Origin of the sequence: Streptomyces sp. NPDC017993 (assembly GCF_044328065.1) — a bacterium.
In the GTDB taxonomy this organism is placed as follows: domain Bacteria; phylum Actinomycetota; class Actinomycetes; order Streptomycetales; family Streptomycetaceae; genus Streptomyces.
This window is the reverse complement of the sequence record NZ_JBIRGO010000013.1, coordinates 91,157-104,501: the sequence shown is the minus strand read 5'-3', so window position 1 is coordinate 104,501 and position 13,345 is coordinate 91,157. Positions and strand designations below refer to the sequence as shown.

The 13,345-nt window shown below is 70.2% G+C and carries 11 protein-coding genes; 3 read left to right on the top strand and 8 right to left on the bottom strand.

What is annotated here, in order from left to right; genetic code table 11:
- Window positions 1-322 precede the first annotated feature (322 nt).
- The 3 genes from ACH4FH_RS24055 to ACH4FH_RS24045 all read right to left on the bottom strand — a co-directional run bounded on the left by ACH4FH_RS24055 (window position 323) and on the right by ACH4FH_RS24045 (window position 2,490).
- Entirely contained in the window at window positions 323-586 is a 264-nt protein-coding gene (locus ACH4FH_RS24055) for a hypothetical protein (protein ID WP_398557944.1), read from the bottom strand.
- A 78-nt stretch (window positions 587-664) separates the two neighbouring features.
- Window positions 665-1,405, bottom strand: coding sequence for a TetR/AcrR family transcriptional regulator (locus tag ACH4FH_RS24050; RefSeq protein WP_398557943.1), 741 nt, complete (start codon window positions 1,403-1,405; stop codon window positions 665-667).
- 137 nt (window positions 1,406-1,542) lie between these two features.
- On the bottom strand, window positions 1,543-2,490 hold the full coding sequence (locus ACH4FH_RS24045) for a diiron oxygenase (protein ID WP_398557942.1): 948 nt from the start codon (window positions 2,488-2,490) through the stop codon (window positions 1,543-1,545).
- Between the two features lie 170 nt (window positions 2,491-2,660).
- Between ACH4FH_RS24045 and ACH4FH_RS24040 the strand changes: the two genes are divergently transcribed.
- Window positions 2,661-3,770 (top strand): ferritin-like domain-containing protein, encoded by a 1,110-nt coding sequence (locus ACH4FH_RS24040; protein ID WP_398557941.1) that lies wholly within the window; start codon window positions 2,661-2,663, stop codon window positions 3,768-3,770.
- A 129-nt stretch (window positions 3,771-3,899) separates the two neighbouring features.
- Here ACH4FH_RS24040 and ACH4FH_RS24035 read toward each other — a convergent pair whose 3' ends face one another.
- The 5 genes from ACH4FH_RS24035 to ACH4FH_RS24015 all read right to left on the bottom strand — a co-directional run bounded on the left by ACH4FH_RS24035 (window position 3,900) and on the right by ACH4FH_RS24015 (window position 9,042).
- Window positions 3,900-4,781: an ABC transporter ATP-binding protein gene (locus ACH4FH_RS24035; RefSeq protein ID WP_398557940.1), complete on the bottom strand. Its 882-nt coding sequence runs from the start codon at window positions 4,779-4,781 to the stop codon at window positions 3,900-3,902.
- Between the two features lie 108 nt (window positions 4,782-4,889).
- On the bottom strand, window positions 4,890-5,369 hold the full coding sequence (locus ACH4FH_RS24030; RefSeq protein ID WP_398557939.1) for an HD domain-containing protein: 480 nt from the start codon (window positions 5,367-5,369) through the stop codon (window positions 4,890-4,892).
- An 86-nt stretch (window positions 5,370-5,455) separates the two neighbouring features.
- A complete protein-coding gene (locus ACH4FH_RS24025) occupies window positions 5,456-6,910 on the bottom strand; it encodes a penicillin-binding transpeptidase domain-containing protein (protein WP_398557938.1) in 1,455 nt (484 codons plus the stop codon).
- Window positions 6,907-8,475 (bottom strand): FtsW/RodA/SpoVE family cell cycle protein, encoded by a 1,569-nt coding sequence (locus ACH4FH_RS24020; RefSeq protein WP_398557937.1) that lies wholly within the window; start codon window positions 8,473-8,475, stop codon window positions 6,907-6,909. The genes ACH4FH_RS24025 and ACH4FH_RS24020 overlap by 4 nt, the downstream gene beginning before the upstream one ends.
- Window positions 8,476-8,694: 219 nt before the next feature.
- Window positions 8,695-9,042, bottom strand: coding sequence for an SH3 domain-containing protein (locus ACH4FH_RS24015; RefSeq protein ID WP_398557936.1), 348 nt, complete (start codon window positions 9,040-9,042; stop codon window positions 8,695-8,697).
- 922 nt (window positions 9,043-9,964) lie between these two features.
- Here ACH4FH_RS24015 and ACH4FH_RS24010 point away from each other — a divergent pair.
- Together ACH4FH_RS24010 and ACH4FH_RS24005 are read left to right on the top strand one after the other, a co-directional pair.
- On the top strand, window positions 9,965-11,251 hold the full coding sequence (locus ACH4FH_RS24010; RefSeq protein ID WP_398557935.1) for a cytochrome P450: 1,287 nt from the start codon (window positions 9,965-9,967) through the stop codon (window positions 11,249-11,251).
- Between the two features lie 655 nt (window positions 11,252-11,906).
- The gene (locus ACH4FH_RS24005) at window positions 11,907-13,310 is read left to right on the top strand and encodes an SLC13 family permease (protein ID WP_398557934.1); all 1,404 of its coding nucleotides are present in this window, start codon (window positions 11,907-11,909) and stop codon (window positions 13,308-13,310) included.
- The last annotated feature ends 35 nt before the right edge of the window (window positions 13,311-13,345 follow it).

The window sequence follows — 13,345 nt, the reverse complement described above, 5'->3', positions numbered from 1 at the left end:
CTGGGCGGCGCCGCCGAGGAGGAGCGCGGCGGTGACGGCGGCGAGCGCGGCCGGTAACAGCCGGGAGCGCCGGTGGAGGCCGAGCGGGGTGCGGGCTGCGGGCGTGGGGCGGGGGGAACGCAGACGCATGGGGGCTCTCCTTCGGTCGACGGCGCCATGGCGGGGCGCGTGGGTCGAGAGGAGGGGGCCGCCCTGCGGGGTGGGGCCGGCCAGGGAGGCGCGGGGCGGCTCCCCTGGACAGGCAGCAAACAGGACTAGACCACCACTGTCAATGGTCCGTACCAGACTCGCGGGGTGGCGCGGCACGCCGCACCGGTGCCCCTCAACCAGGCTTCTTCCAGGGCCAGTTGGGGCCGTTCGACGGATCACCTTCCGGGTCGTACTCATACGTCCAGCCGTTCGGCAGCCCCAGCCGGCCCACCCGCCCGGGGGCCCGCCGGTAGACGTGCACGACCGGGGGTTCCCCTTCGTCCTGCGGCACCGGGACGCGGTAGATCTTCGGTGGCCGGCCGGTCGCGCCGAGGAGGACCGGCAGGACCCGGCCGTCGAGGGGGCCGCCGACGAAGGGGGTGTTCTCGCTTCTCACTCCCTCAGTGTCACACCATGGGTCGCCGCGGGGCCTCGGGTACCGGCGTATGCCTGATGCCGAGCATGCCGCCGCAGGTCACACCAGGTGCGCGGCGTCGCTCACGACGGGGAGGATGCGGCGGGCCAGATCGCCGACCGGGCCCTCCGCGGTCTCCAGGGCCAGCGCCGTCCGGGTCAGTCGCGCGGTCTGCTCGTCGCGGGCCGCGGTCGCGGTGAGCAGCGCGATGAAGTGGTCGACCAGCCAGTCGCGCAGTTCGTCGAGGGCGGGCTGCTTGTCCTCGTCGAGCCAGATCAGCGAGGCGGCCTCGACGGCGGTGATCCACATGCGGACCGTCATCCGCAGCCGCAGTCCCGGGTTCGGCTCTCCCAGATGCCGCAGGATCTGATCGGCCGCGGCGCGTCGCACCTCGTCCACGATCGCGGACGTACGGGAGGTCTCCACGACACTGCCGCCCTGGAGCAGGGCGCTGAACCCCGCGTCGTGCTCGTCGACGAACGCGAGATAGCGGTCCAGGGCGCGGGAGAGCCGCTGGGTGAGCGGGCCGGTCTCCGCCTCTGCGAAGCAGCGTTCGAGGATGTCGGCGGCGCTGCGCAGGGCCGCTTCGTACAACTGCTGCTTGCCGCCGGGGAAGTAGCGGTAGACGAGCGGGCGGGAGACCTCGGCGGCGGTCGCGACATCGTCCAGCGAGACGTCCTCGGGTGCCCGCTGGGCGAACAGGCCCAGTGCGGCGGTGAGCAGTTGGCTGCGGCGCTGCTCGACGCTCAGCCTGCGGTAGGCGGGTCGTGGTACTGCTGGGGCGGTGCCGCTGCCGTTCATGCACAGCAGCGTAACTGCCCCCGATTCGGCGTCGCACAGGTGCTCGCACGGCGCGGCGCGCACCCGTGCCCGGACCGCCCGCTCCGGGCCCACGGCCGACGGGGGTGCGGCCGGCCGGGGTGCCGGGGCGGGACCGGTCAGGCCAGCAGGCCCGAGCTCTTCCACAACCTGCGTCCCACGCCCCGTAGTACGCCGATCTCGTCGAGGAAGTCGGTCAGCCGCAGGGCGCCGGTCTGCATGACCTCCCGGCGGTGCCCGCTGGCCTTGACCTGGGCAAGCGCCTCACGCTTGTCCAGTCCGACGTTGGTGTAGACGTCCGGATTGACGAAGGCGAGGGAGAAGACCCGGGCGGCCTCGCCGGAGCTGACGCGGGTCAACTCCTGCTCCCAGCGCGGCGCGGTGACCATCTGGCGGCGCAGCTCCTCGCGGGCGTAGCGGACGTGCCGGGCCTCCTCGACGACGTGGATGCGGGTCACGCCGCGCACGATGGTCTGTACCCGCTCGTCCGGAAAGGTCAGCCGCTGCATCCAGTCGAGGATCTCCTCGCCGAGCAGGGTGCAGGCGAACGAACCGGGGGTGGTCGAGACGGTCTTGAGGATCCGGGCCAGATTGTGGTTGAGGCGGGAGACCGGGTACGCCGGTGCGCCGCCCTTGTGGATCATGCGGGCGAACATCTTGGAGTGCCGGCACTCATCGGCGATCTCGGTGAGTGCGTAGCGGACGTGGGCGCTGGTGACCGGCTTGTCGTAGATGTGGCGCACCAGGAGCTGCATCAGGATGATCTCGAACCAGATGCCCAGCGAGGCGAGTGAGGCGGCCTCGTGCCGGGAGAGGTCGCGCTGCTGCTCCGGCGACATCTTCTTCCACAGCGGGGTGTCGTAGAGCGAGACCAGCTCCGGCGGCCAGAACCACTTGCCGTCTTCGAGGGGCGCGTCCCAGTCGAGCTCGGTGTCGGGGTCGAAGGAGTGCTTGGCGGAGGAGTCGAGCAGTCGCTCGGCCACCTGCTCCCGGTCCTTGAGCAGCCCGAGGGCGTCCCGCAGGACTTCGGTATCCGTCTCGGTCATTGCGGTGGGCGCACTCGTCATGGCTGTGGCTACCTCGCTAGTGGGGTTACCCGCGGTCATGTTTTATGAGACTGCGTGTCAGTAAGGACGTCAATCCCCCGTGCACGACTTATTGACCCGTCGGTAAGAAGCGTGTGAGCCTGCCAACGACCCCCCTACGTCAAGGGGTTCGGTGAACCGAGGAGGCACCCGTGTCGACCCGAGACCTCTATGTCCAGGACCCCGGCGACCCCCTGTGGAAGGTGCCCGCCACCGGTGCGGCGCGCTTCAGCTGGGAGTACGACGACGGACGGGACCGGCTGCTCGCCCTCTACCAAAAGGGCAAGGACAAGCAGTGGGACGCGACGTCGCGCATCGACTGGGACCTGGAGGTGGACCCCAAGGATCCGCTCGGCACCCCGGACGAGTCCATGTCCCTGTACGGCACCAAGTACTGGGACAAGATGACGGAGAAGGACCGCGGCGATCTCCGTCAGCACTACACCTCCTGGCAGTTCAGCCAGTTCCTGCACGGTGAGCAGGGGGCGATGGTGTGCGCGGCGCGGATCGTGGAGTCCGTCCCCGACCTCGACGCGAAGTTCTACTCCGCCACCCAGACCATGGACGAGGCGCGGCACGCCGAGATCTACAGCCGCTTCCTCCAGGACAAGATCGGGATGCTCTACCCGGTCAATGACAACTTGCAGGCGCTGCTGGGCGACACCCTCGGCGACTCGCGCTGGGACATGCCCTACCTCGGTATGCAGGTGCTGATCGAGGGCCTGGCGCTGGCCGCCTTCGGGATGATCCGCGATACGACCACCAAGCCGCTGCCCAAGCAGATCCTCACCTACATCATGCAGGACGAGGCGCGGCACGTCGCCTTCGGCCGGATGGCGCTGCGCGACTACTACCGGCAGCTCACCGAAGCCGAACTGCGCGAGCGCGAGGATTTCGTCATCGAGGGCTGCTACTTGATGCGCGACCGGTTGCGTGGCCTGGAAGTGCTGGAGAACTTCGGCGTTCCCCGGCAGGAGGCGGCCGAGATCACCGAGCGCTCCGAATTCCTCCACCTCTTCCGCAAGCTGCTGTTCAGCCGCATCGTGCCGTGCGTGAAGGACATCGGCCTCTGGGGCGAGCGGCTGCAGCGCGCGTATGTGGACATGGGTGTCTTCGAGATGGGTGACGCCAACCTGGACCTGCTGATGGCCCAGGACGAGGAGCTGGCCGAGCGGCTGGACGCGGAGCGCTTCGCCGCCGAGGAGGAGGCGCGTACGGCGGAGGTGGCGGCGGCGATCGCGCAAGGGAGCGCGGAGAGCTGAGCGGGCGGGCGTGGGGCGGTGCGCCCGCGCGACCCGGCCGACATCGGACCGAGGTCGGCCGGCGGGCCGGACGCCCCGCGAGAACCCCGCAACGGCTCGGCGGCTGAAAGCGGTGCCCGGCCCTGGTGCTCAGCGCCTGCCCGACCGGGCCAGCCAGCGGCCCTCGTGCCGGGACACCTCGATCGGGCGGCCGAAGCACGCCGTCATCCGCTCGCCGGTCAGCACCTCGTCCACCGGGCCGCTCGTCTGCACCCGGCCGTCGCGCAGCAGCAGGGCGTGGTCGATGGCGGGGGAGAGTTCCTCCAGGTGATGGGTGACCGTCACGGTCGCCAACTCGGGCCGGACCAGGGCGAGTCGGTGCAGTACGTCGATCAGGTCCTCGCGGGACGGCAGGTCGAGCGCGTTGAACGGCTCGTCGAGCAGCAACAGGGAGGGGTCGGCCATCAGGGCGCGGGCGATCATGATCCTGGCCCGCTGACCGCCGGAGCAGACGCCGAACGGCCGGTCCGCCAGCTCCTTGCAGTCGAGCTCGGCCAGCAGCTCGTGCGCGCGCTCGCGGGTGGCGTCGTCGTACTTTCGCCACAGCGGCTGCACGGTGCCGGTGGCGCCGGTCAGTACGACGGTGTGCCCGGTCGCGTCCTGCGGGACCTTCTGCGCGCCGGTGACCAGCCCGATGGCGGCGCGCAGTTCGCGGACGTCCACCGAGCCGAGCCGGTGGCCGAGCACCTCGACGGTGCCGACGGTGGGGAACATCAGCGCACCGACCAGGCGCAGGACGGTGGTCTTGCCCGCGCCGTTCGCGCCGAGCAGCGCCCAGTGCTCACCGGACCGCACCGTCCAGTCGACGGCGTCGAGGATGACCTGACCGGAGGTGTGGCGGCGGACGCCGACACCGTCCAGAGCGACGATCACGCGGGCCGCTCCCGCGTCCGGGGACGGCGCCGGCCGCGCGAGCTGTGACGGCAACTGCTGCGGCGACGGCGACGACTGCGAGGGCTGCGGAACGGTCATCGGCGCAGACTAGCTGCCCCATGCACGTTCTTGGCTGGGTGTCCGATGTGCGGAACGGGGCAGGGGCCACAGCTGGCGGCCGGGCCGCCCCGGCTCCCAGCTGTGGCCTCAGGCCAGGCCCAACAGCGACCGCACCCGTGCGTACTTCGCCGTGAGCCGTTCCCGCGTGGCCGGCTCCAGCACGGCCAGCCGCACCGGATCGGCGTTGTGCGCGAGATCCGCCTCCTTGATCAGCAGGGCGCCGGGCGTGGCCAGGATGCGGGCGGTGTACGCCTCGACCGGCTCGTCGGGACGCTTGGTGACGGCCAGGATCATGTCCTTGGTGGCGGGGGAGAGCGCCGCGCCGTCGAGCCAGGCGCGGGACAGCGCGTCATCCTCCACGGCATCGTGCAACCAGGCCGCGGCGATCTGCTCGTCGCTGCCGCCCCGGACACGTACGCCCTCCGCGACCGCGGCCAGATGCTCGGCGTACGGGCGTCCCGCCTTGTCGGCCTGCCCCGAGTGCGCCTGCCGGGCCACGGCCTCCACCTCGGTGAGAGTCATCAGCGGGGACGCAGCCGGACGCGGGGACGGTTCGGTGTCAGCCATACCGCCATTGTGGCGGTGACGGCGACATCCGCGGGGCTCCACCGGCTCTCACCGGCCTTCACCCGATCTCGCCGGCCCGCGCGCCGTCAGTACAGCGCGGCCTTCATCACCGCGCGGGCGATGGGCGCCGCGCTGCCGCCGCCGCTGATGTCCGCGCGGTCCGCGGCCGCGTCCTCAACGACGACGGCCACCGCCACCGCGGGCTCGTTGGCGGCCTTCGCCCTGGCCCAGGAGATGAACCAGGCGTAGGGCGTGCCCGCGTTGCGCACCCCGTGCTGTGCGGTGCCGGTCTTGCCGCCGACGAGGGCGCCCTTGATGGCGGCCTGCCGGCCGCTGCCGTGCTCGACGACGTCGATCATCATGTCCTGGAGCTGCTGCGCGGCGACCGGGCCGACCGCCTGCCACGCGGAACGGTGCGGTCCGGCCGAGACGGTGTTCCCTCTCGCGTCGGTCAGCCTGTCGACGAGATACGGCGGCGTCAGCACCCCACTGTTGGCCACCGCCGCCGAGACCATCGCCATCTGCAGCGGAGTGGCGGTGGTGTCGTACTGCCCGATGGCGGAGAGCGCGACCTGCGCCGCGTCCATCCGGGGGTCGAACCGGCTCGGCGCGACCGGTGACGGGATGCGCAGGTGGGCGTCGTTGAAGCCGAACCTGCGGGCGGTCTCCGCCATGCCGCGCAGTCCGACCTCGGCGCCCAGCCGGGCGAAGACGGTGTTGCAGGAGACCCGGAAGGCGTCCTTGAGGCCGGCGTCCTCGCAGCCGGTCGCCGCGTTGCCGAGAAGGGTTCCGCTCCCGGGGAGCAGGTAGGGGTCAGGGGAGTCCGTGGGCGCCTCGATGTCGGTCACCTTGCCGCTCTCCAGCGCGGCAGCCGCGGTGACGACCTTGAAGACGGAGCCGGGCGGATACGTCTGCCCGATGGCCCGGTTGAGCATCGGCCGGTCGGCCGCCGCGTTCAGCCGCTGCCACGCCGCACTGACCGATGTCCCGTTCCCCGACAGCTCGGCGGGGTCGTACGACGGCGTGCTGGCCAGCGCCAGGATGCGGCCGGTGCGCGGCTCGACGGCGGCCACCGCGCCCTTCCTGCGCCCCAGCCCGTCGAACGCGGCGCGTTGCACGGCGGGGTCGATGGTGGTGACGATGCTGCCGCCCGGCCGGCGGCCGCGGGTCAGGTCGTCCCACCACGGGAAGGTGGCGAGCCGGTGGTCGGTGCCGGAGAGGATGCCGTCCTCGGCGCCTTCGAGCTGGGAGGCGCCGTAGATCTGCGAGGAGTAGCCGGTGACCGGTGCGTAGAGCGGCCCGTCGGCGTAGGTCCGCTCGTAGCGCAGCCGGCCGCGGCTGTCCCGGGAGCCGGTGACGGGCTCGCCCGCGACGAGGATCGCACCCCGCGGCTGCCCGTAACGCGCCATCGGCGCACGGCGGTTGGCGTCGTTGCCGGCGTACACGTCGGCCTCGAAGAGCTGCACCCGGGCGGCGTTGCCCAGCAGGGCGAGGAGCAGGAGGAAGGAGAAGGCGGCGGTGTGCCGGATGCCGCGGATCACCGGCCGGGCTCCGGGGCGGCCGGGGGCTGCGTGACGGCGGGGCCGAGGGCGCCACCACCGGGACCACCGGGACCACCGGGGCCGAGTGTGACACCGGGGCCGCCGGGCGTGCCGGGGCGGCCGGGGAGGGGCGGGGACGGCGGCGCGCACGAGGTGGGCGGGCCCGGATCTGCCGGCCCCTTGGCCCGCCCGTCGCCCGCCGCCCCGCTCTGCTCCGGCCGGGGTGCGCGAGCCCGGTCACTGAGCCGCAGGAGCAGCGCGATGATGATCCAGTTGGTGACGACGGAGGAGCCGCCCTGCGCGAGGAAGGGCATCGCCATGCCGGTCAGCGGGATCAGCCCCATCACCCCGCCCGCGATGACGAAGACCTGGATGGCGGGCAGCACGGCGAGCCCGACGGCCAGCAGACTGCCGAAGGCGTCGCCCAGGCCGAGTGCGGCGCGAAAGCCGCCCGCCACCAGCAGGGCGTAGAGCACGAAGAGCGCGGAGAGCCCCGCCAGCCCCAGCTCCTCGCCGCAGGTCGCCAGGATGAAGTCGGACTTCATGGCGAAGCCGATCAGGTAGGAGTGGCCCTGGCCGAGGCCGGTGCCGAGCATCCCGCCCGCGGCGAAGGCGAACAGCGACTGGGCGAGCTGACCGGGTCCTTCGCCCGCCTCGATACCGGCGAACGGGTGCAGCCAGTCCTCGACCCGGCTGTGGACGTGCGGCTCCAGGGTGCCGACGGCGGCTGCCCCGATGCCCGCGAGCAGCAGACCGACCGCGATCCAGCCCAGGCGCCCGGTGGCCACGTACAGCAGGACGACGAAGATCCCGAAGAAGAGGAGCGAGGTGCCCAGATCACGTTCCAGGATCAGCACTCCGACGCTGATCAGCCAGACGGCCACGATCGGGCCGAGCACCCGGCCGGTGGGGAGCCGCAGTCTGCCCAGGACGCGGCCGGTGTGCGCGAGCGCGTTGCGGTTCGCGGCGAGACAGGCCGCGAAGAAGACGGTGATCAGCACCTTGGCGAACTCGCCGGGCTGAATGGAGAAGCCGGCGACGCGGATCCAGATCCGGGCGCCGTTGACCGCGGGGAAGAGAATCGGAACGATCATGAGCAGCAGGGCCAGCGCGGCGCAGAGGTAGGCGTAGCGCTGGAGCATGCGGTGGTCGCGCAGCAGCACCACCACCGTGGTGAACAGCAGCACGCCGACCGTGGACCAGATGAGTTGGATGGGCGCGGCCTGGTCCTCCGGGGTCTCCAGGTCGAGCCGGAAGATCATTACCAGGCCGAGGCCGTTCAGCAGTACGGCGATGGGCAGCAGCAGCGGATCGGCGTACGGGGCGCGGAAGCGGACCGCGAGATGGGCCAGCAGCGCGAGGCCGCCGAGCCCGGCGCCGTAACCGGCCGCGCCGCTGGGGACCGTATGGGTCCTGGCGACTCCCACGGCGACATACCCGCAGACGCTGAGGAGCACGGCGCCCACGAGCAGGGCCAGTTCGATGCCTCGTCGCTTCGGTGACGGCGGCTGGGGTGGGGGAGTGTCCGCCGGGCGCGCGGTGGCCGCCGTTGCCGTTGCCGTCATGCCTGGCAACGTAGCAAGCAGCGGGCCATATTTCCGTTATGCCGGATACGGTATTCGGGGTGGGAGGCGTGGCGTCACCCGGGCCGCGCGGGCCCCGGGCACGCGTCCCCGGTCCGCGCCCCTTCGGTGCCCGCCGCCGCGCATGCGCATACCCGTACGCCCCGGACCACGCGAGGTGGCCGGGGCGTACGGGTGTGGGGTCACCCTCCGCCGCTCAGGTCAGCACCAGCGGGGAGCCTTTCCGATGTTCACGATGTAGCGCGCGGAGGACCAGGTGTACTTGCCGTCGCTGAGCTTGTACCAGCGCGGGTTGCCGTTGACGTTCTCGCCGTTCACCTTGCACACGATGTGCACGATCTTGCCGTACGGGTTGGAGCCGACCACCCGGTGGTGAGTGCTCGGACCCGAGCGGACCAGCAGGCCCGTCTTGGCGATGACGCGGCCCTTATAGGGGGCGTGACCGCCACCACTGTCGGCCGCGAGGGCCGGGCCGGCCGCGACGGCAGTGGTCAAGGCGCCCGTCAGGACGCAGAGAGTGAGCTTGCCGGACTTCGACTTCGGGAACATGTGCTTCCTCCTGCGAAGGGAGAATCCCTGTGGAATGAGGTGGGGGCGCCGGGCGTAGTAGAAGGAAGGGCGGTGAGGGAGCCGCGTCGCGTGTGCGCGACGCCGGCGCCCCAGCCCGGCTGCGAGTACGGCTATATGACGCTTTGTTGCGCTTTTACCTGGCTCGCAGACCTCACGCTAAGGAGGCTGCGTAGGGTCTGCAACTCGTCACTTTCCGCGATGAGGGTCGGGGTGGGGCGCCTCTCGGGGCGCATGGGTGTCGCCCGACGGTGGGCCGGCCCGTGCTCCGCCGGTCCCTGTGGCGCCGCAGGTGGGATGCGGTGGGTCAACGTCGTCCCCGCCGCGTCCGGTTGTCCCGTTCGAAATTGCGCCCGCCCAGGGCGGAACTGCTACGGGGTCCGCAGGCGAGATATATGCAAGAGATATTCGCCACCCACGCCCCTGGAGGGACGGCGGCGCCTGTGGACCGGGCGTCGCGGCCGTCGGTCACGGGGTGGAGGTGGCCGGTGCGGTGTAACTGCACGTCCGCGGTAGTGCGGTGGGGCGCAGGGGGTCAAAGGAGCGCGGGAGGGGATACGGGGGGAGTGCCGGGCGGTCCGCCGCCCGGAGGCCGAGTCGTAGGGAGCCGTAGGGGCAACTTCAGGGTCTTCCCAGGGGCGGTCCAGGGTTGTTCTGCGAACGAGGTCAATGGCAGTTTGTAAACTCGGTCCGAACAAAAAGAAGAAGGCCGAGCTCGTCACGCAGAAGCGGACGACCGAACACCGGTCGATGGCATGGACCTGAGCCATGACCGCCGCGAGCGAGGGGCTATGGCGTATGTCACATCCGTGCACGCCGAGTGGAGGCCCGGTGCCGCTCTCGGCCCTCTGGGGCCGCCGAGCGCGGGGGACCGTCCCCCTCGACGAAAGGCAGTATTAGCGTCATGACGACTCTCCGTTCCCGGATCATCGCCTGGGCCGGCCGTATGTATCTGGCGAGAACACAGAAGAAAGGCTTCGACCTGTCTCGAATGTCTTTCTTGCCCGAGTCTGTCCTGATGCCGCTGCGGCGCGAGGGACTCGACCCTGTGGACGACCTGGGGGCCCTTCGGGAGAAGGAGCCCATCAGCCGGCTTCCCGTACCCATAGCCGCCAACGTCTGGCTGGTCACCGGCTACGACGAGGTCAAGGCAGTACTCGGGAAGGCGAACGCCTTCAGCTCCGACTTCACCAATCTCGTCGGCAAGGCGGGGGCCGGGGCGGAGCAGAATCCCGGCGGCCTCGGATTCGCCGACCCGCCCGTGCATACCCGGCTGCGCCGCCTGCTCACCCCGGAATTCACCATGCGCCGGCTCGGCCGGCTGACGCCGCGTATTCACGAGATCGTCGAGGAACGTCTCGACGCGATGGAGCAGGCCGGAAAGAATGGCGAGCCGGTGGACATTGTCCACTCATTCGCCCTCCCTATTCCTTCTTTGGTTATTTGTGAACTGCTCGGCGTGCCGTATGAGGACCGAGCGGATTTCGAGCGGCTCAGTGCCGCACGTTTCGACCTTTTCAGCGGCGCCAATGCATCTTTCGGCGCCATATCGGAATCCCTTTCCTATTTCCGGGACATCGTCAAGAAGCAGCGGGAAAACCCTGGTGACGGCCTGCTCGGCATGATCGTCAAGGAGCACGGCGACTCGGTCAGCGACGAGGAGCTGGCCGGCCTGGCCGACGGCGTGCTGACCGGCGGTTTCGAGACCACGGCCAGCATGCTGGCCCTCGGCACCCTGGTGCTCCTTCAGGACCCGAAGCACTTCGCGGCCATGAACGACGGGGACGAGGTCGTCGACCGCTATGTCGAGGAGCTGTTGCGCTACCTCACCGTCGTGCAGGTCGCGTTCCCGCGCTTCGCGCGCGAGGACCTGGAGATCGGGGGCGTGCACATCGCCACCGGGGATGTGGTGCTGTGCTCGTTGAGCGGCGCGGACCGGGACGGCAAACTGGGGCCGGACATGGAGCAGTTCGACCCCGAACGCAATGTCCCCTCGCACCTTGCGTTCGGTTACGGAATACATCGCTGCGTCGGCGCGGAGTTGGCGCGTATGGAACTGCGGGCCGCGTATCCGGCACTTGTGCGAAGGTTCCCCAATATGCGGTTGGTCGCCGAACCGGAGGAGCTGGAATTCCGAAAGCTTTCGATCGTCTACGGAATCGATTCACTGCCGGTCCGTCTCGACGGCTGACCGCCCTGAGCCACCTCGACCCCGGACCGGGCACCTGGCCACATGGCCGCGTGTCCGGTCTTTTGCTGTTGGGCGAGGGGCGGGTGGTGCGGCGACGAGTGTCAGGGGCTCAGGGCCGGCCCGACGGTCCCGCACGGCCCGCCAACTGCCCATCGTTCAACGCAATGTGACGAGCGATCAGCACACTGGGTCACGTCACACGCACCCACGCCGGACGGCGGAGGCCCGGAGTCCGGCAATCGGGAAGACTCGGGCATCCCTGATCGGGAATCCCTCGCCACCCTCTCCGCCGCAGCAACGCCCGATGCGTCACCGACTCGGCCTCATCTCCCCATCTCCCCTTCTCCGAAATCTGCGGCTCGAAGCCGAGTGGTCACCACTCGGAGGACGAGTAGTTGCCGGAAGCGCGCTCCCTCCCCGCGGGCCGCCCGGCCGCGGCCCGCCCTGAATTCGACTCGCTCGCCCCAGGCCCCTCGCCCCCTCGACTCCACCGTTTCCCACCCATTGACTTCACCCTCGCGCGATATCAATGTGGTCTAGCCACTTAGCCAATCTGTGGCGGGTCCGCAGTGAGCCGCGCTGTATCAGCCGCGCCGTATACCTGCTGTGCGCCAGGCTCGGCGGGAGCGGCCGGCAGGGGAGTCAAGGAGGCAAGATGTCACCTGAGTTGATGTCCATCGCGGTACTGGTGATCGCATTCGCGGTCGCCACGATGCTGTCGATCAACATGGGCGTGCTGGCCTTTGCCGCTGCCTTCCTGGTCGGGAGACTGGTGGGCGGGCTCTCCGAGGACGACATCTTCGCGGGGTTCCCCGGTGACCTGTTCGTGGTGCTCGTCGGGGTCACGTATCTCTTTGCCATCGCCCGGGCCAACGGCACGACGGACTGGCTGGTGCACCGGGCGGTGCGGCTGGTCGGGGGCCGGATCGCGCTCATCCCGTGGATGATGTTCGGCATCGGTGCGCTGCTCACGGCGATCGGCGCGGTCAGCCCGGCCGCGTGCGCGATCGTGGCGCCCATCGCCCTCGGCCTCGCGGCCCGTTACCGGATCAACCCGCTGCTGATGGGCACGATGGTGGTGCACGGCACCCAGGCCGGTTCCTTCTCGCCGATCAGCATCTACGGCACGATCGTCAACGGCGTCGTCGACAAGTACCACCTGCCCGGCAGCCCGCTGGTGCTCTTCCTCGGAAGCCTCGTGGTGAACACGCTGATCGCGGGCATCGTGTTCGTCCTCCTCGGCGGTCTGCGCCTGGTACGCGCCGAACAGGGCGCCGTGACCGAAGTCCGCGACCGCGAGATGTCGTCGGCAGGTGCCGTGACCCATGGCGCTCTCGGCGGAACTTCCAGGAGTTCAGGAGGCGGCAGCGCCGGCGTCGAGCCGTCGAAAGCGAAGGAAGCCGAGGAAGCCGCGGAACCCGGAGACGGCTCCGACGACGTCCGCGAGCCCGAAGCCGTGACTCTCGACCGGGACCGGATCATGACCCTGCTGGGCCTGGCGGTGCTGGCCGTGAGCACCCTCGCCTTCGACCTGAACGTCGGCCTGGTGGCGATCACCGTCGCCGTCGTCCTGAGCGTGATCTCGCCGAAGGCCGGCCGCAAGGCCCCGTCCGAAGTCGCCTGGACCACTGTGCTGCTCATCTGCGGCGTGCTGACGTACGTCGGTGTGCTCGAAGAGATGGGCACCATCGACTACGCGGGCAAGGCCGTCGCGGGCGTCGGCATCCCGCTGCTGGCCGCGTTGCTGCTGTGCTACATCGGCGCCATCGTGTCGGCCTTCGCCTCCTCGACGGCTCTGATGGGCGCCCTCATCCCGCTGTCCGTGCCGTTCCTGTTGCAGGGCAGTATCGGAGCGATCGGCATGGTCACCGCGCTGGCCGTATCGGCCACCGTGGTCGACGTCAGCCCGTTCTCCACCAACGGTGCGATCGTCATGGCCAACGCCAAGGGGGTTGACCGGGACGTGTTCTACCGGCAGTTGCTGGCCTACGGAGGAGTCATCGTGGCTGCGGTACCTCTGGCCATGTGGCTCGCCTTCGTGGTCCCGAACCTGGGCTGACGTCATGTCGGGGCCGTCGCGGCTCCCGTCCCACA